Here is a 22,483-nt window from a genome sequence, read left to right on the forward strand (position 1 = left end):
GAATGCAGGCATGAGTAGCGATACACACGTGGGAAACGTGTGCGCCGATTGACCAAGGGTTCCTGGGTCAAGCTGATCTGCCCAGGGTAAGTCGGGACCTAAGGCGAGGCCGACAGGCGTAGTCGATGGACAACCGGTTGATATTCCGGTACCCGCTTTGAAGCGCCCAGTATCGAATCCTCTGATGCTAAGCCCGTGAAGCCGCCCCTGATCTCTTCGGAGTGAGGGGGAGTGGTGGAGCCGGTGACCCGAGGTGGTAGTAGGTAAGTGATGGGGTGACGCAGGAAGGTAGTCCAGCCCGGGCGGTGGTTGTCCCGGGGTAAGGGTGTAGGACGCCAGGTAGGTAAATCCGTCTGGCACGTAGTCTGAGACCTGATGCCGAGCCGATTGTGGTGAAGTGGATGATCCTATGCTGTCGAGAAAAGCCTCTAGCGAGTTTCATGGCGGCCCGTACCCTAAACCGACTCAGGTGGTCTGGTAGAGAATACCGAGGCGTTCGGGTGAACTATGGTTAAGGAACTCGGCAAAATGCCCCCGTAACTTCGGGAGAAGGGGGGCCACACCTGGTGATCACTCTTGCAGTGTGAGCTGGGGGTGGCCGCAGAGACCAGCGAGAAGCGACTGTTTACTAAAAACACAGGTCCGTGCGAAGCCGTAAGGCGATGTATACGGACTGACGCCTGCCCGGTGCTGGAACGTTAAGGGGACCGGTTAGTCCTGCTTCGGTGGGGCGAAGCTGAGAACTTAAGCGCCAGTAAACGGCGGTGGTAACTATAACCATCCTAAGGTAGCGAAATTCCTTGTCGGGTAAGTTCCGACCTGCACGAATGGCGTAACGACTTCTCGACTGTCTCAACCATAGGCCCGGTGAAATTGCACTACGAGTAAAGATGCTCGTTTCGCGCAGCAGGACGGAAAGACCCCGGGACCTTTACTATAGCTTGATATTGGTGTTCGGTTCGGCTTGTGTAGGATAGGTGGGAGACTGTGATCATCGGGCGCCAGCCTGGTGGGAGTCGTCGTTGAAATACCACTCTGGTCGTGCTGGATGTCTAACCTCGGTCCGTGATCCGGATCAGGGACAGTGTCTGGTGGGTAGTTTAACTGGGGCGGTTGCCTCCTAAAGGGTAACGGAGGCGCCCAAAGGTTCCCTCAGCCTGGTTGGCAATCAGGTGGTGAGTGTAAGTGCACAAGGGAGCTTGACTGTGAGACTGACGGGTCGAGCAGGTACGAAAGTAGGGACTAGTGATCCGGCGGTGGCTTGTGGAAGCGCCGTCGCTCAACGGATAAAAGGTACCCCGGGGATAACAGGCTGATCTTCCCCAAGAGTCCATATCGACGGGATGGTTTGGCACCTCGATGTCGGCTCGTCGCATCCTGGGGCTGGAGTCGGTCCCAAGGGTTGGGCTGTTCGCCCATTAAAGCGGTACGCGAGCTGGGTTTAGAACGTCGTGAGACAGTTCGGTCCCTATCCGCTGTGCGCGTTGGAGTCTTGAGAAGGGCTGTCCCTAGTACGAGAGGACCGGGACGGACGAACCTCTGGTGTGCCAGTTGTCCTGCCAAGGGCATGGCTGGTTGGCTACGTTCGGGAGGGATAACCGCTGAAAGCATCTAAGCGGGAAGCCTGCTTCGAGATGAGGGCTCCCACCCCCGTTGAGGGGTTAAGGCTCCCAGGAGACGACTGGGTTGATAGGCCGGATGTGGAAGCCTTGTGAGGGGTGGAGCTGACCGGTACTAATAAGCCGAGGGCTTGTCTACAAGACTGTGTGTTCGCGTCCACTGTGCGGTTCTGAAACAACCAGCCCCACCCGTTGGCGGGGTGGGTGTGTTTCATGGTGTTTCGGTGGTCATAGCGTGAGGGAAACGCCCGGTTACATTCCGAACCCGGAAGCTAAGCCTTTCAGCGCCGATGGTACTGCAGGGGGGACCCTGTGGGAGAGTAGGACACCGCCGAACAATCATTCAAAGCCCGGGTCCCCCGAGAAAGTCGGGGGACCCGGGCTTTTTTGCGTTGTACCGTCGGCTCATGCGGTACGAGATACGGCCGGTCGCGCCGGCGGAGTGGAAGCAGAGCCGGGCCCTGCGACTGGAGGCGCTGCTCGATCCCGTCGCGTCCGTGGCCTTTGCCCGGACGTACGACGAAGAGTCGGCGATGAGCGACGACCAGTGGCGGCGGCGTGCTTCCGGGGAGGGGGCGCAGCAGGTCGTCGCGGTGCGGGTCGGCGGTGACGGCGACGAGTGGGTCGGGCTGGCCGTCGTCGTGGCCGAACGGGCCGACTACTACAGCATCAACTCCGTGTATCTGAAGCCGGAGGTACGCGGGTCGGGCGTCGCCGAGAAGCTGTTCGCCGCGGCCATCGCCTGGACGTGGGACCGGGCCGACCGGGTGCACCTGTGGGTGCACGAGAAGAATCCGCGGGCGCAGGCGTTCTACCGGCGGTTGGGATTCCGGCCGACCGGGCGGACCATGGCCTCACCGCTGGACGCCGGATACACCGAGTACGAGTACGCGCTGGAGCGGGCCTGAGCGGGGCAGGGCGGACGTCACGAGGACGTCACGAGGCCAGGTTGGCCAGGACGTTGCGGGCCGCGGCGATGAGCGGCTTGCGGTAGGCGCCGGTGACGTCGGGAGGTGTGCCGGTGGTGGTCGACTCGCCGATGGTGGTGCCGTCGGCGGGACTGACCGCGATCAGCGCGCTCTCGGCGGTGCCCTCGCGGTTGACGGTGTAGGCGAGCTGGAGGACCAGGCCGCCGTGCAGGACCTTGAGGTCGATCTGGTCCGGGTCGGTGACGAGGAAGTACGCCTCGTCACCGAGGCCGGGGACCCGGATCACCCGGCTCGCGGGCACCAGCGTGGGCAGGATCAGGGCGCGTTGGTCGTCGAACTCCGCGCGGGGGTCGGTCTTCTTGTGCAGCTCCACGGTGACGGTGACCATGGAGGACTGGGGCTCGCTGGTCGTGGTGCGGTTCGCGACGGTGCCGGCGGAGCACTCCGCGCGGTCCAGGGCAGGCCCGTGAGAGAAGACCGCCGGGTTGGTGTAGGCGTGGCTCGGGGAGGTGCCCACCAGCGGGGCCAGGGAGCTGCGGGCGCAGGGGCTGCCGGCGAGTTGGTAGCCGTGCAGGTCGGGGCCGTCCGGCTGCGCGTGCTGCCAGACGGTGAGGCCGGCGGCCCACAGGGCGCAGGTGGCGGCGGTGGCGGTCAGCGCCCAGGTCCAGTGCCGGGGGAGTCTGCGGCGGGCGGGCGCCTCGGCGGGGCCCGCGCCTTCGACGAGGTCGAGGGCGGCGGCGTCTGCGGGGTCGGGATCGGTGAGGCGGGGCGCTTCCGGGCCGCGGGGCGCGGGCAGCCGTGCCGGGGCGGTCTGCGAGCCGCCGGTCATCTCGGGTTCTGATATCACGGGTGTTCTCCCCCTGCCGCGCGGTGCCGGGCCGCGCCCCCGAGCCCAGTATGCGCAGCGGGGGCGTTCGCGCCAGGGTGCGCGGCCGGGTGGTGCGGCCGGACGGTGCGGCCGGGCGGTGCGGCCGGGCGGTGCGGTCAGGCGATGCGGGCGAGGTCGTCCGCGCGTACCGCGCCGAGCAGGGGCTCGCCGAGGGTCCAGCGCTCCAGCTCGTCGACGGCGTATCCGCCCAGGCGCTGGACCTCGGTGCCCTGGCAGCCGGCGATGTGCGGGGTGAGGAGTACGTTGCGCAGGCGGTGCAGGGCGTGGTCGGGGGGCAGCGGCTCGGGGTCGGTCACGTCGAGGTAGGCGTCGAGGCGGCCGGTGGCGCATTCGGCGGTGAGGGCGGCGGTGTCGACCAGGCGGCCGCGAGCGGTGTTGATCACGGCGGCGCCGTCGGGGAGCAGGGCGAGGCGGCGGGCGTCGAGCAGGTGGTGCGTCTCGGGGAGGTCAGGGGCGTGGACGGTGACGATGTCGCTGCGCCGGCACAGCTCGTCCGGGTCGACGTGTTCGGCGCCGAGGGCTGCTGCTTCGGCCGCGGTGACGTAGGGGTCGGCGAGCAGGATGCGGAAGCCGGTGGGGGCGGCGCGCAGGCGGTCGATGACGCCGCGGCCGATGCGGGACGCGCCGATGACGCCGATGGTCGCGCCGTCGGCGCCGCGGCGGCTGCGGTAGGTGGGCAGCTCGCCTCGGGCATAGGCGGCGGAGGCGCCGAGGGCGCCGCGGGCGGCGAGCCAGACGGTGGCGAGGGTGAACTCGACGACGGGCGCGGCGTTGGCGTCCGCGGCGGAGGAGACGGCGATGCCGCGCTGCCAGACCTCGGGGCGTACATGGCCCTTGACGGTGCCGGCGGCGTGCAGCACGGCGGCCAGGCGGGGCGCGCGGTCCAGCGCCGCGGCGTCCAGCGGGGGGCAGCCCCAGCCGGTGAGCAGGACGTCGGCGGCGGCCAGCGGCGCGGCGGCGTCCGGGGCGGCCCAGTCGGTGACGGGGGCGGGGTGGACGTCGGCGAGGGCGTCGAGCCGGGCGCGTACGGGCGCCGGGAGGACCAGGTCGAGGATGTCCGGGCGCATCGCCAGCACCAGCCGGGGCCGCCGTGGCGACGGGTCCGGTTCCGCCATGTCCCGCTCCTCGTCCGCGTGTCGGGTCAGCACTTGGGCCAAGTGCGTGGAGTAAGCGCTTACATCCTTGCCGTTGGGACCCTAGGCCGGTGATCGGCGTGCGTCAACGCGCGGGCGGGGGTGAGGTGCGGGCGGCGCTCGGGGCCGGGGCCGGGGCGGGCGGTCAGCGCAGTCGGACCGCGTCCGGCACCGCGGGGTGCTCGTCGCCCAGCGCCAGGCGCAGGTCGGCGTGCTGCCACACCGGCGCTCCCCAGCGGGCCAGCGCCTGTTCGGGGGAGCGCAGGACGGCCAGGGCGGGCAGGCCGGCAGCGTGGCCCTCGGCGAGGAGGCCGGGCAGCTCGGGCAGCGGGGCGAGTGCCGCGATGTCGTCCAGGACGAAGGTCATTGGTGGGTCGAGCCGACCGGAGGATGACCCTGCGGCCATGCCCCGGCCGTGCTCGACCACGCTTGAGACGAGTGCGGTGAGCAGCGGCATCGCACCCGGGTGGGTCCTGGGTTCCTCGACCCGTTGTCCCACCACATAAAGAGTGCCCCGTTCCGCGGTGAACGATTCCAGATCCAGGCCGCCGGTCCTGCCCGGGCTGCACGCGTCGCGGATGTGGACCGAGCCGAGCGGTTCGGTGATGCGGCGGATCACCGCGTGGGCGGCGTCGCGGCGTTCGGGGTGGGCGTGCAGCACCGACTCCAGTTCGCCGCTCCACCCCGAGGCGGCGTCGACGTCGGTGCGCAGGATGCGTACGGCCTCGCCGGCCGCGGCGCCGCCCGCCGCCCAGCGCTGGATCTGCCGGAACGGCAGCCCGCCGATCGCGGCGGCGTGCAGCCAGCAGCGCAGCAGTGTCGCGGCGGTGTCGTGGACGATCGCCTCGTCGGCGCGTTCGGTGCGCAGCGGTGCGAGCAGGGCGGCGGCCCGGGTGCGGGCGGTGGCGGGGCGTTCGCAGCCGCTGTGCGGCGCCCAGCGCAGCCGTCCGGGCACGTCGAGCAGGTGGGTGGGGTCGAAGACGTGGACGGGGCCGAGCTTGGCGCGGTTGCCGGCGGTCTGGTGGTACGTCTCGGGGTCCGCGGTGGTGACCACGACCGGTCCCGCGGCGGCGAGCACGGCGGGCTGCACGATCTGCTTGCCCTTGTCGCCGCGCGGGTCGGCGAAGAGCGCGTAGGTGCGGGAGACCTCGCCGTCGGCGAGGGCGGCGGACGCCGAGGAGGCGGCGGTCAGGAAGCCCGGGGCGGCGCCGGTGCTCGCGGGGGCCGGGTCGGCGCCGGGGCCCGCGCCGCCGGCGAGGGCCGCTGCGGGCAGGTGCGCGGTCGGCGGGTCCTGGGCGTAGCCGCCGCCGGGGGCGCCCGGCACGCCGGCGGCCCCTGTGGCGGCCGGCGCGGTCGCCGCCGGCGGTGTGGCCCGCGGCACGGTTCGGAACCAGGCGTCCAGGCTCTCGTCGTCCTTGGCGACCGCGGGACCGCGGGCCCTGCGCTGGCGTGGCAGCGGCGCCGGCTGTTCCTGCTCCGGGGCGGGCGCGGGCGGGGCGTGCCGCCGCAGACCGCGGGTGCGCCAGCGGTTCAGGGCGTTGAAGAACCACACCGCGAGCACGAACAGCACCATGAACTGGGCGATGAACACGCCCCAGAACAGCCCGGAGTCGGAGAGGTCGGCGGGGTCGGTCTGCGGCCAGGCGGCCGGCATGTCGTGCGGTTCGGCGATCAGCGACCGCATGGCCTGCGGGGTGCGGGTGAAGTGCAGGCCGGACGGCCAGGAGCCGTGCGCGAGCAGCCCGGAGATGCCGGTGGCCGTCCACACCAGCAGTGTGACGCCCAGCAGCAGGGCGATGACCGAGACGACCAGGCCGTCCGGCAGTCCGCCCTGCTGCTGTTTCTTCCGCCCGGCCACGCGTCAGGCCACCGCGTCGCCGGCCATGCGTGGGGCGTGGTCGGGGCGGTCCGGATGGTCGGGGTGCTCGCCGTGCTGGGCCATGGCGACCTGGGCAGCGGCGTGCGCCTCGGCGCGGGCCTCGGCCTCCGCGTCGGCCTCCGCCTGGACGTCGGCGGCCCGATCCAGCGAGGACTCGGTCATCGCGCGGTCGGTGAAGACCAGGGGGCGTTCGGTCTCGGTGATCAGGTGCTTGACCACCTGGACGTTGCCGTTGACGTCCCACACCGCGATGCCGGGGGTGAGCGTCGGGATGATCTCCACCGCCCAGCGGGGCAGGCCGAGCACCCGGCCGGTGGCGCGGGCCTCGTCGGCCTTCTGGGCGTAGATGGTGCGGGTGGAGGCCATCTTCAGGATCGCGGCGGCCTCCTTGGCCGCGGCGCCGTCGACCACGTCGGACAGGTGGTGGACGACGGCGACGAAGGACAGGCCGAGGCGGCGGCCGAACTTCAGCAGCCGCTGGAACAGCTGCGCGACGAACGGCGAGTTGATGATGTGCCAGGCCTCTTCCACCAGGAAGATCCGCTTCTTGCGGTCCGGCCTGATCCAGGTGTGCTCCAGCCACACGCCGACGATCGCCATCAGGATGGGCATGGCGATCGAGTTGCGGTCGATGTGCGAGAGGTCGAAGACGATCAGCGGGGAGTCCAGGTCGATGCCGACGGTGGTCGGCCCGTCGAACATGCCGCGCAGGTCGCCGTCGACCAGCCGGTCCAGCACCAGGGCCACGTCGAGGCCCCAGGCGCGGACGTCGTCCACTTCGACGTTCATGCCCTCGGTGGACTCCGCCAGCGGGTGCCGCAGCCGGTCCACGATGTCGGTGAGGATCGGCTGGCGGTCCGTCACCGTCTCGGCGACGTGGGCGTGCGCGACCTTCAGGGCGAAGCCGGAGCGCTCGTCCAGGCCGTGGCCCATCGCGACCTCGATGATGGTGCGCAGCAGCGCCAGCTGTCCGGTCACGGTGATCGCCGGGTCCAGCGGGTTGAGCTTGATGCCGCCGTCCAGCGCGGCCATCGGGTCCAGCCGGATCGGGGTCAGGCCCATCGCGCGGGCGATGAGGTTCCACTCGCCGACGCCGTCCTCGCCCTGCGCGTCGAGCACCACGACCTGCCGGTCGCGGAACCGCAGCTGCCGCAGCACATACGTCTTCTCCAGCGCCGACTTGCCGTTGCCGGACTCGCCGAGCACCAGCCAGTGCGGGGCCGGCAGCTGCTGGCCGTAGAGCTGGAAGGGGTCGTAGATGTAGCCCTTGCCCGAGTAGACCTCGCGGCCGATGATCACCCCGGAGTCGCCCAGGCCGGGCGCGGCGGTCGGCAGGTAGACCGCCTGCGCCTGGCCGGTCGAGGTGCGCACCGGCAGCCGGGTGGTCTCCACGCGCCCGAACAGGAAGCTCGTGAAGGCGTCCGTGATCGCGGCGAGAGGGTCCAGCATCGGCATGGCAGCGGCCTCCTTGGGTCGGTCCGAGCGTCAGCGGCGGATGCCGGTCGCGAACGGCAGCGTGTTCACGAAAGCCCTGTGGTGTTCACGATCGCACCATTCGAGCTTCAGATACGACTTACCCGCGGAGGCGCGAATGGTTCGCTTGTCGCGCGCCAGCGCTTCGGGGAGCGCGAGGAGACGGTGATGTACCCCACCAGGTTCACCCCCGCCGCGCCGCTGGCCAGGTCCTCGCCGCGCTGGTCGATCCGGCCGTGGTGGGCGATGTCGCGGGGGTCGACCACCCGGTTCATCTTCGCGGCCCGGCTGGCCTCGGCGTCGTCGTTGGTCTTCTCGGTCAGCATCCGCTCGATCGCCACGTCCGTCGGCTCCAGGTCCATGGTGACGGCCACCGTGCGGATCACGTCCGGGGTATGCACCAGCAGCGGGGCCAGGAAGTTCACGCCGACCGGCGTCATCGGCCACTCCTTGATCCAGGCGGTGGCGTGGTTCCAGGGCGCCCGGGTCATCGACTCGCGGGTCTTGGCCTGCAGGTACGTCGGCTCGGTGGCGTCGAGTTCGGCCTGCGAGGCGTTGCGGCGGCTCATCGCCTGGATGTGGTCGATCGGGTGGTCCGGGTCGTACATCGAGTGGACCAGGGAGGCCAGCCGGGCCTGGCCGAGCGGCTGCCGGACCCGGATGTCGGCCTCGGCGAGCCGGGCGCAGATGTCGTTCAGCTCGCGGGCCATCACCGCGGCCAGGCCCGCGTCCTTGTCGACCTTCACCCCGCGGCCGGCGGTCGCGCGGGCCATCGCGTTGCCCTCGGCGGCCAGTTCGCGGGTGAAGTGCATGCAGGCCACGAGGTAGGCGCGGTGCTGCTCGGAGGAGGTGGAGACCATGGACTGCAGCTGCTCGTAGGAGTCCTTGAGCCAGCGTTCGGCGTCCGGGTCGCCGCGCTGGGCGACGTCCTTGGCGTGCGCGTCGGGGTCGGCGGGCAGCGTACGGGCCAGCATCTGCAGCCGGGTGACGAAACCGTCCCCGTTGGCGACGTGCTTGAGCAGGGTGCCGAACCGTTCCACCAGGGCTTCCTGGTCCTCGCTGTCGCGCAGTCCGACGCCCGGGCCCTCGATCTCGATGGCCGCGGTCACCGTCCGCCGGTCGACGTGCAGCAGCACGGCCATCTCGTCGGGGCCGAACGGCGCGGCCAGCCAGGTGATCCGGCCGATCCCCGGGGGCGGCCCGACCTCGACCTCGCGGCCGTCCAGCCGGGTGCCGGCCTCCTGCACGCCGGACCGGTAGACCGGCGTGGTGCGCAGGGTGCGGCGGAAGGTGCGGTTGATCTCGAACCAGCGGTAGAACGTCCGCCGCCGGTACGGCATGTACACCGCGGCCAGGGCCAGCGTCGGCCAGCCGACCAGGCCGACGATGCGCAGCAGCAGCACCGGGATCAGCAGCCCGGAGAGCATGCCGAGGCCGGCGCCGAGGACGATCAGCGCGATCTCCCCGGTCTCGCGGTTCTTGCCGACGATCGCGTTCGGCCGCGCCTTGCCGATCAGATACGTGCGCCGAGGCTGGGTGAAGGGCTGGGTCGTCACCGGCGATCACCTCCCTGTCCCGGTGTGGTGCCGTTGTTGCCCGGTCCCGGGCCGCGCCCGGGGCCGCTCCTGAACGGTGAGCCGCTCATCGGTCCGCCCGAGCCGCCGCCGCGGCCGGTGGAGCCGCTGCCGCCCGAGCTGCCCGTACGGGAGCTGTGCGCGGCCATGCCGCCGGCCATCGGGTTGGCGGGCTGGGCGCCGCCGCCCTGGGCCTGCTCCTGCGGGCCGCCGCGGGCGCTGTGGGTCTTGATGCCCTGCTTGACCAGGGCGGCGGGCGAGGAGATCACGGCGGCGGCCTGTGCGGGGCTGCCGCCGCCCGCCGCCTTGCGGCCGTTGCGCAGGTTCACCACGTCGTCGCCGAAGCCCGGGACGAAGCGGTAGATCATGAAGCTCGCGAAGATCGCCAGCAGGATGATGGCCAGGCCCGAGACGACCGCGGAGAAGGCGTCCGGCCCGTCGTCGGAGGACGACAGCGCGCCGGCCAGGCCCAGCACGATCACGATCACCGGCTTGACCAGGATCACCGCGATCATGATGCCCGCCCAGCGCCTGACGTGGTGCCACATGTTCTTGTCCACCAGGCCGGCGTACACCGCGGTGCCCAGCAGCGCGCCGACGTACAGCAGCGCGGCGCGGATCACCAGCTCCAGCCAGAGCACGCCGGCGGCGAGCACCGACACCATGGAGACCACGATCAGCATGATCGGTCCGCCGCCGATGTCGTCGCCCTTCTTCAGCGCGGCCGAGAACGACCCGAAGAACACGTCCGTGTCGGACTTGGTGCCCGAGGACACCACGGTGGTCACCGCGTCGGTGGCCGACACCACGGTGTACAGCACCAGCGGGGTGAACGCGGAGGCGAGCACGGTCAGCCACAGGAATCCGACGGCCTCGGTCAGCGCCTCGGTCAGCGGCACGCCGCGCACCGCGCGCTTGGCGACGGCGAGCAGCCACAGGATCAGCGTCAGGATCGTGGACGCGGCGAACACCACGGCGTACTGCCGCAGGAACGCGGTGTTCGTGAAGTCCACCTGCGTCGTCTTGGTCACCGCGGCGGCGAGCTTGTCGATCGTCCACGAGGCGGCTTCGGCGCAGCCCTTGCCGAGGGAGGTGAGGGGGTCGAGGGAGTCGGTGGGGTTGGTGCCCTTCGCCGGCGAGGAGGTGTCGCCCTTGGTGCAGTAGTCCTTGGCCGCGCCGATCAGTCCGTCGCACGGGTTGGACGTGACCACCGGGCCGCCGCCGACCTTGCCCGACGGGGTCGGGGTGGGGGTCGGGGTGTCGGCGAGGGCCGTGCCGGAGGCCAGCGCGACCAGCGCCCCCGCCAGCACACCGGTCAGCGCGGCGCGCAGCGGCAGACGGGACGGCGCCCGGTGCGGGACCGGGGCAGCCGCCCGTGTCGGGACACGCCTGCTACCTGGCATAGGTGAACCCTCCGTACTGCTGTACGGCACCCGAGATCTCGTCCGCCGTGGCGGCCTGGTCGTCGCCGTTGACCGGCGCGGGCCCCTGCTTCTGGGTGGAGGACTGGATCTTCCAGTCCCCCGCGGTCCACACCAGCTTCTCGCTGACGGTGAACCAGGATGACGACACCGGCTTGGTGGAGCCCTGGCCGGCCAGTCCGGACAGCGCCGTGCACCACACGTCGACGCTCACCGCGTCGGGGGCCGAGGCGGTCACCTTGGCGCCGACCGGGACCGTACGGGAGACGAACGTCAGTCCGGCGGGCGCCGTGCCGTCGGAGGTGAGGCCGAGAGCCTTCTCCGCGTCGGCGGAGTACGCCCGGTCCAGGGTGCTCTGCAGGGCGGCGCTGACGGAGGGCGCGTAGACGGTGGCCACGATCTCGTGCCGCCGCCCCGCGTTGAACATGTCCACCCCGCCCAGCGCCACCGCGTAGTTCGCCGCCGCCGACTGCGCCCCCTGGACGCTGTGCGCGAACCCCGCCGGGATGCCCGCGGTCTTCGACGTCACCGGCCGCTGCCCGGTCGGCGCGGTCGCGGAGGCCGCCGAGGAGCCCTTGGCGCCGCCGGCCTTGGTCCCTGACGTGCCGTCCGCCGCGGCGGAGCCGTCGCTCTTGCCGCCGCGGTTGGCGAACGCCAGCGCCGCGATCAGCAGCACCACCACGCCGACCACCGTCACCAGCGCGCGCCGCGGCTGCGGCTGGGTCCTGCGCCCGGTGCCGCCGGCGTGCTGCTCGGGCATCCGCGTCCTGGTGCCGGGCCCGTCCTCGCCGAGGCTCATCGCTCCTCCACTCCGCGCGCCGCGGACGCCGCGGGCACGCGGCGGGCCCCCGGCACGCCGGGCGTCCCGGGTGCCGCGGGCATGCCGGGGCCGCCGCCGGGCATGCCGGGCATGCCGGGCCGGCGCGTGGCGCGGACGGCGCCGCTGCTTGGTTGAGTGGGCATCAGCACGCAGCCTCGATCGGAGCGATGGAGCCTGGGACGGGCTCCTGGACGTGGTCGGAGGCGCTGTACGGCCGCTGCGCGGGCCGCCGTACGGGCCCCCGGGTGGGCCGGGGCGGCTACACGGCCATCCCGTACACGATGGTGAACAGCGTGCCGAGCGATCCGATGATGAACACGCCGGTCAGTCCGGCGATGATCAGGCCCTTGCCCTGCTCCGCGCTGAAGGTGTCGCGCAGCGCCGTGGCGCCGATCCGCTGTTTCGCGGCACCCCAGATCGCGATGGCCAGGCACAGCAGGATCGCGGCGGCCATGACCACCTCGATCATCACACGTGCTTCGTTGCCGAGGGAACCGAAGGGTCCCCAGTCGGGGGCGATGCCACCGATGATGGTGTTGATGTCGCCCTTCGCGGCTGCCAGGAACATGTAACTCACCACCCCGCTCGACCAGTTGGCTCCCTCGCCGGGGCGCAAGGGGCCAGGTTCCAGTTTGACGGAGGATTCCGCTGTTGCATGTCGACTGAGTGACTTTCTCGGCGGATCGTCCGTGTGATCCGGCCCGCAACCCCCAGACTGGGGTGTGGACCGGTGTTCGAAGGACAGAGACGACTACTCTGTGTATCACGAGCATCACCCCAGGGCAACGATGAGAACGTGTGAGCGGGACATCCGGAAAGTCCGGGGTCGGCGCGGCCGCGGCGGCGGCCGCGCCGTCCGGCACGGGCGGCGGCGTCGGCACGTCCGACGCGGACGGGAAGCGGGAGGGGCGTCGTGGCGCGCAAGGTCTGGCTGGCCGTCATCATCGGCGTGGGCCTGAGCTTTTCGTTCCTCGCGCTGCTCGTCGTGGGCACCTACTCCGCCGCGGCCGGGCTCGCCAAGGGCGGCGGCGGCCGGGTCACGCTCGCCAAGGGCACGGTGCCGGCCGTGTACCAGCCGCTGGTCCAGCAGTGGGGGAATCTGTGCCCCGCGCTGAACCCGGCGCTGCTGGCCGCCCAGCTGTATCAGGAGAGCGGCTGGGACGCCCGGGCGCAGAGTCCCGCGCAGGCGCAGGGGATAGCGCAGTTCATCCCCGGCACCTGGGCCACCCACGGCATCGACGCCAACGGCGACGGCAAGGCCGACGTGTGGGACCCCGAGGACGCGATCCCCTCCGCCGCCTCCTACGACTGCGAACTCGCCTCGTACGTCAAGGACGTGCCGGGGAACATCACCGACAACATGCTCGCGTCGTACAACGCCGGCGCGTACGCGGTGATCAGGGCCGGCGGGGTGCCGCCGTTCGCCGAGACGCAGAACTACGTCAAGCGCATCCGCACCCTGGCCGGCAGCTTCGCCGCGCCGGCCGGCACCGTCGCGCCCTCGCAGCAGGCGGCCGCGGCGATCTACTACGCGCAGCAGCAGCTGGGCAAGAAGTACCTGTGGGGCGGCGAGGGCACGGCCGCGCAGGGCGGCAGGTTCGACTGCTCGGGCCTGACCCAGGCGTCGTACCGCTCGGTCGGGATCACGCTGCCGCGGGTGGCGAACGACCAGTGGAACGCCGGCCCGCACCCGGCGCGCAACCAACTGCTCCCCGGGGACCTGGTCTTCTTCGCCTACGATCTGAACGACCCGCGGTCCATCCACCACGTCGGCATCTACGTCGGCGGCGGGTACATGATCGACGCGCCGCACACCGGCGCGGTGATCCGGTTCGACCCGATCGACTCGCCCGACTACATCGGCGCGACGCGGGTCACCCAGGCGGGCGCGCAGGCGCTGCCGACGGCCACGGGCGTGTGACGCCCGCGCGGTCCTGCGCCGCCCCGCTACCCGGCTACCCCGCTACTCCGTCATCCCGCCGCTGTGACGCGTGTGACGGGTGCGCACGGTGAGGTCTTGGCCTAAGCGTTGACCATCCGGGCGGATTTGTCCGTTCGGCCTGGTCACCCTTGCATAACGGCCTGGTGATCTTCTGGCGAAGACAGGAACGCTACATACCGTATCGGCCGTTGTACGGGGGAGAATGACGCGGGACGCAAGCGACGGAGGTTGCAGACGAGTCGACGCACACCGGCTGTGCCGTCCGGGGGTCGTGAACCCGCGGACGCCGCGATCCGGCGGCTCGGCCCGTACGGCCCGTCAGGCACGCACGCGGGTGCGTACGCCGTGAGCGCGGCGTGCAGGACAGGGCAGGGCACGCAAGTGCATGTAGGTCATACATGTGGGTAAGGGGCACCACCGCCATGGCAGAGGTCGCTAACGACAGCGTGAACCCCGACATCAGCCTGCTCCGCGACATCAACGGACTGGCCCGGCAGGCGCCGCACGGCGTGGACCGCGGCGTCGAGATCCTCGGCGAGTACGGCCTGGTCGCCCTGTGTCTGCTGCTGGCCGGCTGGTGCTGGTGGCGGGTGGCCCGCCGGGCGCCGCGCGCCGAGGCTCCGGTGGCCGTCGCCGGGGTGGCCTGGGCGGTGGCCGCGGGCGCGGTCGCCCTGCTGCTCGCCGTGCCGGTGCGCGCGCTGGTCCAGCGCCCCCGCCCGTACACCGAGCACGACGGCCTCGACGTGCTGATCCGTCCCGGCCACCACTTCTCGTTCGTCAGCGACCACGCGGCCCTCACCGCGGCCGTGGCGGTGGGCCTGTTCATGGTCAGCCGCGGCTGGGGCACGGTCGTTATAGTGCTCGCGCTCGCGGAGGGCTTCACCCGGGTCTACCTCGGCGTGCAGTACCCCACCGACGTGATCGGCGGGTTCGCGCTCGGCGCGGCGACGGCGCTGCTGCTCGCGCCGCTGGGGCTGGCGCTGTTCACGGCGCTCGCGCGGAGGGTCGCGGGGACGCGGGCGGCGCCCCTGGTCCACGCGGCGCGCGCGGGCGCGGGCGGCGGCGGGGGCACGGCCGCCGCGTCGGGGTCTGCGGCGTCCGCGTCGGCGTCGGCGGCGACTCCGCCGGGCGCGGCGGCGCGGCCGAGCGCGGCGGACAACGACTTGGCGGCGTGAAGCGCCCGGCGGGAGGGCGGGCTGCGGCGCGGGCGCCGGCGGCCGGTCAGCTCTTGCCGATCGTGCTGGGGATGCAACGGATGCCGTGCATGAACCGGTCGAGGTCAGGGAGTGCTTCGACGAACCGGTCGTGGTCGTTGGCCATCAGGAACGCGTGCACGTCGGTGGCGAAGGCCTCGTTGCGGAAGATGTAGTTGACCTGGTCGTAGGGGCCTTCGAGCTCGCCGTGCCAGGATGCCCGGACGCCGGTGCCCAGGTTCTCCGTGGTGATCCAGTCCGCGACGGGCGTCGTCGTCGCCGTCTTGGTGCCGCCGTACGCGTAGTACTGGATGGCCTCCTCCCAGGTGCCCATGGTTTTCCACAGGCCCACGGCGAGCAGCAGCGGAACTTTGGTGTAATCGGGGCAGTGCAGATAGAGCATGTGTCCGGCGATGTGTCCGGCGGCTTCGTGGTGGGCCCGCACCAGCCGCTCGGCGAAGGGGAGGACTTCTTTCTTGACGACCTTTTTGGTGAGCGTCCGCCCGCCGCGCAGGAAGCGGTCGCAGGCGTTTTCGTAAGCCCACTCCGCGGCGTCCGGCCATTTGATGCCCTTGAAGGCCAGCGGCATGAGAAACCACCGGTCCCGGTCGTAGTCGATCTCGGCCCAGTTGTCGGTCGTCGTGCGGTGGTCGAAGTCCGTCATGCCGTCTCCTCCTGCCTGACCCACCGGAAGGTGCCCATGATCGCGTCGAACAACGCGCACAGCAGCTTGGCCGTACGGTCGTCCGGATCGCCCTCGCCCACGGTGGAGAAGGACGAGACGAGCCAGCTGTCGGGCGTGGCCGGCACCGGGAGGATGTACTCCACCCGCCGCGACGGGTGGTCGACGTCGCGGGCCGGATCGGCGTCGTACGTCCGCTCGGTGCGCAGGCCGGAGGTGCCGTCCAGCTCCACCGGCTCGCCCGCGCCGGCGCTGGTGGCCAGGACCTCGGCGAGGACGTGCCGCGGATCGGGGGCGTCGGGCTTGCCGAACTCGGCGTACGACACGAGGAAGGAGGCCGGCAGGTTGCGTTCCGGCCGCCCGAAGGGGAGGTACAGATCCACTCCGGCGTTCTGCCGCGCCTGAGCCACGAGTGACTGCAGCCGGTTCGCCAGCTCCCGGCGGTACTGCGCGACCTGGTCACGGCTGTGCTTGGCGAAGGCCTCGTCCAGCAGGGCCGCGATCGCGCGGTCGGCGCCGCGCCGCACCGGGATCTTGCGCCATTCCCTCGGTACCACGAGCCGGTAGCCGCTCACGGGGATCATGAGCCGATCTCCCGGGTGGTCAGTTGCTTCAGCCGGCCGAAAGTGTCCCAGTGCGGGGAGGTGTCGCCCTCCAGTTGCGGGTGGCTCACACCGCCTTCGAAGTCGTTGCCGATCCAGTTGATGAGGTCGCTGCCGCCCGCCCAGTGGCCGAACTCGTCGGCGACGTTGGCGGCCCCGTTGGCGAACCGCACCGCGTGGAGCACGCTGGCGCTGCGGGCGAGGGCGTTGGGGAAGAGCCGGGTGTCGGGGAACTCCTCGGCGAGCGCGCGGAGTTTGGCGAGGTGCTCGACGACTTCCTTCTCGCCGCCGGCGAGGAACTTCTGCCCGACGGCGCGGCCGTAGTCGGAGAGGGCGGAGGCGGCGCGCTGTCCGATGGTCTGGCTGACGTCGAGCGGCAGCTCCAACCTCTCCGTCAGTGTCCTGGCGACGTCTTCACCGATGTCCTCCACCGGCGTCCGCACCGTCTTCGCGACGGACTCGGCGAACTCGGTGGAGTTCTTGAGCAGCCCCTTGGCCCAGGTCGCGGTGCCCAGGGTCGCGAGCGCGACGATGTCGAGGCCGACGTCGATCCAGGAACCGTCGCCGGCCAGGGCGAGCGAGGTGTGGCCGAGGAGGGCGGTCAGCATCAGGCCGGCGAGCAGACCGGTGGCGATGTCGAGGCCGGGGATGAAGAGGGAGGCGATCACCAGGGCGGTGACGATCCAGGTGCAGACATCGGCGAGCAGCTTGATGAGCTCGGCGTGTTCGTGGACGAAGTCCTTGAACTTGTCCCAGCGGCTGTCCTTGAGCCCGTCGTGCTCGGTGTCCTCGATCTTCTGCTTCCAGTGGCTTGCGCGTTCGTCCCGCTGTTCCTTGATGCGGGCCAACTGGTGTTTGGCGGCGTCGAGTTCGCCCTGCGCGGCGTGACGGGCGCGGTCGGCGGCGTCCTGCTGCTGCTTCTCCTCGGTGGTGAGGTGCGGTGCGGGTGAGCCGGGTGCGGGCTCGGCCTCCGGTGCGGTGGCGGTGGTCGCGACGGCCTGGGCACGGGCGAGCGCCTTGAGGGAGTCCGCCTGGCACTGGTCGAGGTCGTCGGCCCAGCTGCCGAGGTAGCCGGAGACGTGCTCGTAGCGGGCGGCGACCTTGTCCAGGCCGTCGCGCAGGTCGGTCGCGGTCTCCCGCATCGTGTCGGCGAACTTCCCGATGTTCTCGTCGCCGGCGATCGCCTTGAGCAGGGTGATCTGGTCACGGATGGTTCCGGCCATCCGGCCCAGCCGGTTCGCCTCCTCGCGTATCTCCTGCGGATCGCCCGGCACCGGGTCCGCGCTCTCGCCGAGGACGGCCCACTCCGCGTCGGACGGCCTGCTCATTCCCCGTGCCGCGCCTTCGCAGGCCGGTCGAGCCCGTCCTTCAGCTTCTTGTCGACGTCCTTGAAGGCTTCCAGGGTCTTCTCCGTCATCTCGCCCATGGCCTGGATCTTGTCCAGCAGCTTGTGCCGGTGGTAGTCCCAGTTGCTCGCGAAGTCGTGCATCGCGTGCGCCATGTCGCCGGAGCCGAGCGAGTCCTTGATGTCCGCCTGGTGGTGCTTCGTGTCGTCCAACTCGCGTTGTATGGCTTTCAGGTGGCGCGAGGACTCCTCGAGCGTTTCGTACGAGACCCTGAGATCCGTCATATGAACCAGGCTTTCAATCCTACGGAACTCGAACAAGCGCTTCCGGGGAAAGGGCGGGCAAAGAAGCAGCCGTCCCGGCCCGCCGCTCGGCGCGCACGGCGCGGCCTCCCGGCGCGCCGGCCCGTGAAGGCGTTGTGAATCGTGCTGCAAACCCGTACCGATCGTGGGACGGCACTACAGCCGCGTGCGGGCCGCCGGTACTGTCGGTGTCCAGGCGTACGGCATCGTCGGCGACGATCCGCGCGCCGACTCGACACACCGGACACTCACGGGGGACCGCAACGTGACTCGCTCTTCCCTGCCCGTCGCCGTCGCACTCGCGGCCGCGGGGGGCCTGCTGCTGACCGCTTGCGGCGGGGGCGGTTCGGACAGCTCCGACAAGATCGCGACCTCCGCCCCGCCGGCCACCTCGGCGGCACCGACGACCACCGCCCCGCCCACCCAGCCCGCCGGCCGAAGGCCCCGACGTTCGCCCTGCCGCCGGACGCCAAGGTGGAGTTCGAGGGTTTCGAAGACCCCGACGCCGCCAAGCAGTCGGTGCTGCGTGACGTGAAGAACGTGATCATGACCATGCAGGAGGCCGAGGGAGAAGGCAAGGGGAGCACGCCCAACATCAAGCGGTACTTCACCCAGCTTCAGGGTGCCAAGTTCTCCGACGACGTCATCGCCTATCGCAAGCAGGGCCTGACCATCACCGGCACCGTGAAGGACTACCGGCCGATCGTGTCATTCGACGCCAAGGACCGTGCGCAGGTCAGCTACTGCGAGGACGAGAGCAAGGCGTTCGACAAGGTGATCGCCACCGGGCAGGTGCGCCGCACCAGTCCGTCCCTCAAGGACTTCAGCCTGTGGCACATGGGTCTGTCCAAGAACGCCGCCGGGGACTGGCAGTTGGTGGATTACTCCCAGCAGAAGGGTGTGGGCAAATGCGCAGTGTGATGCGCCGTCGCGCTCCGTTCGCCGCGCTGCTGGCGGGGGTGCTGCTCGGAGTGCTGGCCGGCCCGGCGTGGGCAGACCGGGGCAGTGCGCCGACCCAACCGCCCACGCGCACGCCGGAGATACACAACGGGGAACTGTCCTCGCGAGTGTCCGTGACGGGCACCGGGACCCAGAGCGACGACAGCACGCAGCCCATCACCTCGGTGAACGCGAGCTTCACGCCGCCCGACTGCTGGTACGAGGCCCTGACCCCGGCCGAATTCGAGGCGTACCTGAACCAGCGTTACGACGACGCCGGCAACGCGATGGAAGACACCGTGTACGACTACCTGTACCAAATCAGGTCGGACATGAACGCCATCCACTACCACCAGGACGACAAGGGCGCCTGGTGGGTCCTCGCGTACAACCCTGATCTGCCCGAGTACAGTGCGGGCACCTGCACCCTCAGCAATCCGTGGGAGTGGGTCAAGGCGGGCGATCCACCGCCTCCCGCGAGCGTGACCCCCGAAATGCTTTCCAAGGTGGCCTATGGTGCGACGCATCTGCGCAAGGGAAAGGTCGAGCTGAGCCCGGCGGCAGGCAATCAGAAGGTCAACCTCGCCACGTACTTGAAGTTCGAGGCGGCCCTGCCGGAGGTGTACGTCACCGCTCAGGTGCCGAACCCGCCGGTGGCGGCGACGGTGGTCGCCGATCCGTACTCCCTGCACGTCGAAGCGGGTACGAAGTGGGCCGACCCCTCGTCCTGCGACTACAAGTTCGTGAAGAACGGCGACACCTACAACATCGACACCTCGGGTGCGGGGTGCAACATCACCTATCGCAAGTCCAGTAACGGCGGAACGTATCAACTCACGGCACAGATCACCTGGCACGTCCACTGGACGGCGACCGCCGATCCGCACGGACCGGCGGCCGGGACCATGGACGACGGTTACACGACCGCTGTCCAGAACGTCACCGTCCGCGAGATCCAGTCCGTGAACCGCTGATCGGACCTCCGAACAGAGGCGGCAGGGGAGCGGGCCACGGAGGCACGTCCTCCGCCGGTAGTGTCGATGCCGGGGCGTGACGACGCGGTCACGACCGCTGACTCGACACACCGGACACTCACGGGGGACCGCAACGTGACTCGCTCTTCCTTGCCCGTCGCCGTCGCCGTCGCCGTCGCACTCGCGGCCGCGGGGGGGGGGGGGGGTTGCTGCTGACCGCTTGCGGCGGGGGCGGTTCGGACAGCTCCGACAAGATCGCGACCTCCGCCCCGCCGGCCACCTCGGCGGCGCCGACGACCACCGCCCCGCCCACCCAGCCCGCCGGCCGAAGGCCCCGACGTTCGCCCTGCCGCCGGACATCACGACGGATTTCCGCGGATTCACCAGCAGTGATCCGAAGCAGCAGGCGATCCTGACCGACGCCCGGTACGCGGCCACCGCGGTCCTGGAGTTCGAGGCGAAGATCTACACGAAGGAAACGCCGAACTTCAAGCGGTTCTGGACCGGTGAGCACGGTGCGGAGTTCGCCGACTCGATCATCGCGCAGGGCAAGGACGGCAGCGTGATCACCGGCTCGTACCCGTACTACAACCCCGTGGTGAAGCCCTTCTCCAACGGGAACGTGTCGGTGCGGTACTGCGAGGACCAGCGGAAGGCGTACGCCAAGGACTCCAAGACCGGCACGGTGACGGTCACCACGCCCTCGCTCTCCGACTTCCGGTTGTGGACGCTGCTCATGATGAAGAGTCCTTCCGGGGATTGGACGGTTTACCACCACAGTTGGGTCCAGGGGGCGAAGCAATGCCAGGTCGCGTGAGCATACGGAGCATGACCAGAGCGGCGACGGCCGCGGCGCTTTCCACCGACGCGTCGTCGCCGGCGGCGGCGTGACTGGACGCCGGCGCGTCTGCTCCGCCGCGTCCGGGGACTGGCTGAGACCGTCTGGCCGCGGTGTGGCGCATCGCAAGCCGAGCGGGCTACGGAGGCTCGTGTTCCGCCGGTAGTGTCGATGTCGGGGCGTAGCCGTACGGCTACGCTCGCCGGCCTGATATCGGACACCCACGGGGGACTTCGACGTGACCCGCTCTTCCCTGCCCCTTGCCGTCGCTCTCGCCGCGTCGGCGGGCCTGCTGTTGTCCGCTTGCGGCGGGGGCGGTTCGGACAGCTCCGACAAGATCGCGACGTCGTCGACCGGACCGGCCGCCACGGCGGCTGCCACGACGACGGCGAGCGCCACCGCGTCGGATGAGGTCAAGCGGCCGTCCACGGCGCTGCCGAAGGATCTCACGATGACCTTCGACTGGCCGCGTACGGGTGACGCGACGAAGGACGCGGTGCTCAGGGATGGTGAGCAGTACGTCAGGGCCCTCAAGCGAGCCAGCGCCGAAGGCGACATCAAGGACCCCGCGTACCTGTTCTACTCGCGCGACGACGCCCTGTCGTACGCGCACGACCAGATCAAGGCGAACATCGATGGCGGCTGGGCCCCGACGGGGCACGATCACTACTACGCCGCCAAGGTCGGTGTCGTGAACAGCGGCTCCGCGACGCTGAGCTTCTGCCGGGACCAGAGCAAGGTGTTCAGCAAGAACGTCAAGACCGGCAAGGTCGTGCGCGGCACGCCGAACGCCGACAGTTTCATCCTCTACAACCTGCTGCTCGTTCACGACAGCGCGTCGAACGGCGTCTGGCAGTCCTCTCGGATCACGGTCATCGAGGGGGCCAAGCAGTGCCGGATCTGAGCAGGCCCCGCGCGTTGGTCTTCGCTGCGGCTGCCGGCCTCGTCGTGGCGCTCGTGCCGGCAGCCGACGCGGCGGCCAACGAGATTCCCAGCCAGGGGCACAACGCGGGCAGCCACGATCACACCCTCGACGCCTCCGCCTATGCCGTCACGTATGAGCCGGCGGAGCCGCCCGCGGGGCATCCGATCGGGGCGGTCAGCGGGTGGACGCCGCCGGCGTGTTGGGTGGCTCCGGTGGCGAAGCCGGAGGAGTTGAAGGCGGAGCGCGAGGCGGTGTGGGCCGAGGGGTCGCCGGGGCCGGACTGGGTCGCGGGGCAGAAGGACTATTACGTCAACGGGCACCCGCACAAGGACTTCGAGATCGCGAACTCCGGCAAGGGCTTCTGGTGGGACGGTCAGGTCAATCCCAACAGGCGTGGTGACCCCGCGTCGTTGACGTGCTTCAAGGAGCGCGACGACTGGGTGCCGACCGGGGACAGGCCGCCGGCCGGGCCGGTGGTCACGCCGGAGATCCTCGCGGAGTCGGCGTACGACCGGGTGCGCATCCCGGACAAGGTGGTGAACCTGTCGCCGGACGCCCTGCACACGCAGACCGTGAACGTGAACATCTGGGCCTGGCTGGACAGCGCGGACATCCCCCCGGTGTCGGTCACCGCCCGGCTGAACTCACTCGGCATCTGGGCCACCACCACGGCCACGCCGGTCGGCCTGCACCTGGACGCGGGCACGCCGTACGCCGAACGCTTCCCGGCCTCGGGCGACTGCCCGATCGCCGAGGACGGCTCGGTGGGCGAGAGGTACCAGCCGCGCGACGGCAATACGGTGCTGCCGCCATGCGGCCTGGTCTACCGCAAGTCCTCCGACGGCGGGACGTACACCCTGACGGCCACGATCAGGTGGCGGGTCACGTGGAAGGGCAGCGGCGGCACCGGCGGGAGGCTGGACGACGGTGTCTTCGACCTTCCGCAGCAGGTCACGGTGAAGGAGTACCAGGCCGTCAACCGGTGACCCGCCCCCGACCCGGG

Annotated in this window: 19 protein-coding genes, 2 rRNA genes and 1 pseudogene (1 of these 22 cut by a window edge); 10 read left to right on the forward strand and 12 right to left on the reverse strand. The window is 70.5% G+C overall.

The annotated features are described in order from the left end of the window. From VSR01_RS21550 to VSR01_RS21560, 3 genes are all read left to right on the forward strand, one after another. A 23S ribosomal RNA gene (locus VSR01_RS21550) occupies positions 1-1,758 on the forward strand (it extends 1,369 nt beyond the left edge of the window). 81 nt (positions 1,759-1,839) lie between these two features. Continuing rightward, positions 1,840-1,956: ribosomal RNA gene (gene rrf / locus VSR01_RS21555) — 5S ribosomal RNA — on the forward strand. Between the two features lie 70 nt (positions 1,957-2,026). Further along, a complete protein-coding gene (locus tag VSR01_RS21560) occupies positions 2,027-2,527 on the forward strand; it encodes a GNAT family N-acetyltransferase (RefSeq protein ID WP_326450815.1) in 501 nt (166 codons plus the stop codon). A gap of 28 nt (positions 2,528-2,555) precedes the next feature. Here VSR01_RS21560 and VSR01_RS21565 read toward each other — a convergent pair whose 3' ends face one another. The 8 genes and pseudogenes from VSR01_RS21565 to VSR01_RS21600 all read right to left on the reverse strand — a co-directional run bounded on the left by VSR01_RS21565 (position 2,556) and on the right by VSR01_RS21600 (position 12,305). After that, complete coding sequence (locus VSR01_RS21565) at positions 2,556-3,395, reverse strand: hypothetical protein (RefSeq protein ID WP_326450816.1); 840 nt, start codon at positions 3,393-3,395, stop codon at positions 2,556-2,558. A gap of 137 nt (positions 3,396-3,532) precedes the next feature. Beyond that, positions 3,533-4,552, reverse strand: coding sequence for a hydroxyacid dehydrogenase (locus VSR01_RS21570; RefSeq protein WP_326450817.1), 1,020 nt, complete (start codon positions 4,550-4,552; stop codon positions 3,533-3,535). A gap of 163 nt (positions 4,553-4,715) precedes the next feature. Next, entirely contained in the window at positions 4,716-6,428 is a 1,713-nt protein-coding gene (locus VSR01_RS21575; RefSeq protein ID WP_326450818.1) for a type IV secretory system conjugative DNA transfer family protein, read from the reverse strand. Between the two features lie 3 nt (positions 6,429-6,431). Then, positions 6,432-7,898 (reverse strand): ATP-binding protein, encoded by a 1,467-nt coding sequence (locus tag VSR01_RS21580; protein ID WP_326453751.1) that lies wholly within the window; start codon positions 7,896-7,898, stop codon positions 6,432-6,434. A 36-nt stretch (positions 7,899-7,934) separates the two neighbouring features. Further along, positions 7,935-9,478: pseudogene (locus VSR01_RS21585) on the reverse strand (SCO6880 family protein). Next, the gene (locus VSR01_RS21590) at positions 9,475-10,899 is read right to left on the reverse strand and encodes a hypothetical protein (protein ID WP_326450819.1); all 1,425 of its coding nucleotides are present in this window, start codon (positions 10,897-10,899) and stop codon (positions 9,475-9,477) included. The pseudogene VSR01_RS21585 and the gene VSR01_RS21590 overlap by 4 nt, the downstream one beginning before the upstream one ends. Beyond that, on the reverse strand, positions 10,889-11,716 hold the full coding sequence (locus tag VSR01_RS21595; RefSeq protein WP_326450820.1) for a hypothetical protein: 828 nt from the start codon (positions 11,714-11,716) through the stop codon (positions 10,889-10,891). Before VSR01_RS21595 ends, VSR01_RS21590 begins: the two co-directional genes overlap by 11 nt. A 280-nt stretch (positions 11,717-11,996) precedes the next feature. Further along, a complete protein-coding gene (locus tag VSR01_RS21600) occupies positions 11,997-12,305 on the reverse strand; it encodes a hypothetical protein (protein ID WP_326450821.1) in 309 nt (102 codons plus the stop codon). Positions 12,306-12,650: 345 nt separating this feature from the next. On the opposite strand from VSR01_RS21600, the gene VSR01_RS21605 reads away from it, so the two are divergent. Both VSR01_RS21605 and VSR01_RS21610 read left to right on the forward strand, forming a co-directional pair. Continuing rightward, on the forward strand, positions 12,651-13,658 hold the full coding sequence (locus VSR01_RS21605) for a C40 family peptidase (RefSeq protein ID WP_326450822.1): 1,008 nt from the start codon (positions 12,651-12,653) through the stop codon (positions 13,656-13,658). 443 nt (positions 13,659-14,101) lie between these two features. After that, positions 14,102-14,854 (forward strand): phosphatase PAP2 family protein, encoded by a 753-nt coding sequence (locus tag VSR01_RS21610; protein ID WP_326450823.1) that lies wholly within the window; start codon positions 14,102-14,104, stop codon positions 14,852-14,854. 46 nt (positions 14,855-14,900) lie between these two features. Here the strand turns inward: VSR01_RS21610 and VSR01_RS21615 are convergent, their stop codons facing one another. Genes VSR01_RS21615 through VSR01_RS21630 form a run of 4 tightly spaced genes read right to left on the reverse strand, consistent with a single transcriptional unit; the run spans position 14,901 to position 17,786 of the window. Continuing rightward, complete coding sequence (locus VSR01_RS21615) at positions 14,901-15,536, reverse strand: hypothetical protein (protein ID WP_326450824.1); 636 nt, start codon at positions 15,534-15,536, stop codon at positions 14,901-14,903. Then, entirely contained in the window at positions 15,533-16,138 is a 606-nt protein-coding gene (locus tag VSR01_RS21620) for a hypothetical protein (RefSeq protein ID WP_326450825.1), read from the reverse strand. Before VSR01_RS21620 ends, VSR01_RS21615 begins: the two co-directional genes overlap by 4 nt. After that, a complete protein-coding gene (locus tag VSR01_RS21625) occupies positions 16,135-17,484 on the reverse strand; it encodes a hypothetical protein (RefSeq protein WP_326450826.1) in 1,350 nt (449 codons plus the stop codon). Before VSR01_RS21625 ends, VSR01_RS21620 begins: the two co-directional genes overlap by 4 nt. Then, the gene (locus tag VSR01_RS21630; RefSeq protein WP_326450827.1) at positions 17,481-17,786 is read right to left on the reverse strand and encodes a hypothetical protein; all 306 of its coding nucleotides are present in this window, start codon (positions 17,784-17,786) and stop codon (positions 17,481-17,483) included. Before VSR01_RS21630 ends, VSR01_RS21625 begins: the two co-directional genes overlap by 4 nt. Positions 17,787-18,134: 348 nt before the next feature. Here VSR01_RS21630 and VSR01_RS21635 point away from each other — a divergent pair, with 348 nt between their 5' ends. The 5 genes from VSR01_RS21635 to VSR01_RS21655 all read left to right on the forward strand — a co-directional run bounded on the left by VSR01_RS21635 (position 18,135) and on the right by VSR01_RS21655 (position 22,466). Further along, positions 18,135-18,725 carry a hypothetical protein gene (locus VSR01_RS21635; RefSeq protein WP_326450828.1) on the forward strand — a complete coding sequence of 197 codons (591 nt, stop codon included), beginning with the start codon at positions 18,135-18,137 and terminating at the stop codon, positions 18,723-18,725. Continuing rightward, the gene (locus tag VSR01_RS21640) at positions 18,713-19,717 is read left to right on the forward strand and encodes a hypothetical protein (protein WP_326450829.1); all 1,005 of its coding nucleotides are present in this window, start codon (positions 18,713-18,715) and stop codon (positions 19,715-19,717) included. Before VSR01_RS21635 ends, VSR01_RS21640 begins: the two co-directional genes overlap by 13 nt. A 220-nt stretch (positions 19,718-19,937) precedes the next feature. After that, positions 19,938-20,534 carry a hypothetical protein gene (locus VSR01_RS21645; RefSeq protein ID WP_326450830.1) on the forward strand — a complete coding sequence of 199 codons (597 nt, stop codon included), beginning with the start codon at positions 19,938-19,940 and terminating at the stop codon, positions 20,532-20,534. A 259-nt stretch (positions 20,535-20,793) separates the two neighbouring features. Next, the gene (locus tag VSR01_RS21650) at positions 20,794-21,459 is read left to right on the forward strand and encodes a hypothetical protein (RefSeq protein WP_326450831.1); all 666 of its coding nucleotides are present in this window, start codon (positions 20,794-20,796) and stop codon (positions 21,457-21,459) included. Beyond that, positions 21,447-22,466 carry a hypothetical protein gene (locus tag VSR01_RS21655; RefSeq protein ID WP_326450832.1) on the forward strand — a complete coding sequence of 340 codons (1,020 nt, stop codon included), beginning with the start codon at positions 21,447-21,449 and terminating at the stop codon, positions 22,464-22,466. The genes VSR01_RS21650 and VSR01_RS21655 overlap by 13 nt, the downstream gene beginning before the upstream one ends. The last annotated feature ends 17 nt before the right edge of the window (positions 22,467-22,483 follow it).

Source organism: Actinacidiphila sp. DG2A-62, from assembly GCF_035825295.1.
GTDB lineage: Bacteria > Actinomycetota > Actinomycetes > Streptomycetales > Streptomycetaceae > Actinacidiphila.

Coding starts and splice junctions, on each gene's coding strand:
- VSR01_RS21620 (WP_326450825.1), bottom strand. CDS start 16,138: ATGATCCCCGTGAGCGGCTACCGGCTCGTGGTACCGAGGGAATGGCGC.
- VSR01_RS21560 (WP_326450815.1), top strand. CDS start 2,027: ATGCGGTACGAGATACGGCCGGTCGCGCCGGCGGAGTGGAAGCAGAGC.
- VSR01_RS21595 (WP_326450820.1), bottom strand. CDS start 11,716: ATGAGCCTCGGCGAGGACGGGCCCGGCACCAGGACGCGGATGCCCGAG.
- VSR01_RS21640 (WP_326450829.1), top strand. CDS start 18,713: ATGCGCAGTGTGATGCGCCGTCGCGCTCCGTTCGCCGCGCTGCTGGCG.
- VSR01_RS21600 (WP_326450821.1), bottom strand. CDS start 12,305: ATGTTCCTGGCAGCCGCGAAGGGCGACATCAACACCATCATCGGTGGC.
- VSR01_RS21625 (WP_326450826.1), bottom strand. CDS start 17,484: ATGAGCAGGCCGTCCGACGCGGAGTGGGCCGTCCTCGGCGAGAGCGCG.
- VSR01_RS21590 (WP_326450819.1), bottom strand. CDS start 10,899: ATGCCAGGTAGCAGGCGTGTCCCGACACGGGCGGCTGCCCCGGTCCCG.
- VSR01_RS21580 (WP_326453751.1), bottom strand. CDS start 7,898: ATGCTGGACCCTCTCGCCGCGATCACGGACGCCTTCACGAGCTTCCTG.
- VSR01_RS21630 (WP_326450827.1), bottom strand. CDS start 17,786: ATGACGGATCTCAGGGTCTCGTACGAAACGCTCGAGGAGTCCTCGCGC.
- VSR01_RS21615 (WP_326450824.1), bottom strand. CDS start 15,536: ATGACGGACTTCGACCACCGCACGACGACCGACAACTGGGCCGAGATC.
- VSR01_RS21570 (WP_326450817.1), bottom strand. CDS start 4,552: ATGGCGGAACCGGACCCGTCGCCACGGCGGCCCCGGCTGGTGCTGGCG.
- VSR01_RS21610 (WP_326450823.1), top strand. CDS start 14,102: ATGGCAGAGGTCGCTAACGACAGCGTGAACCCCGACATCAGCCTGCTC.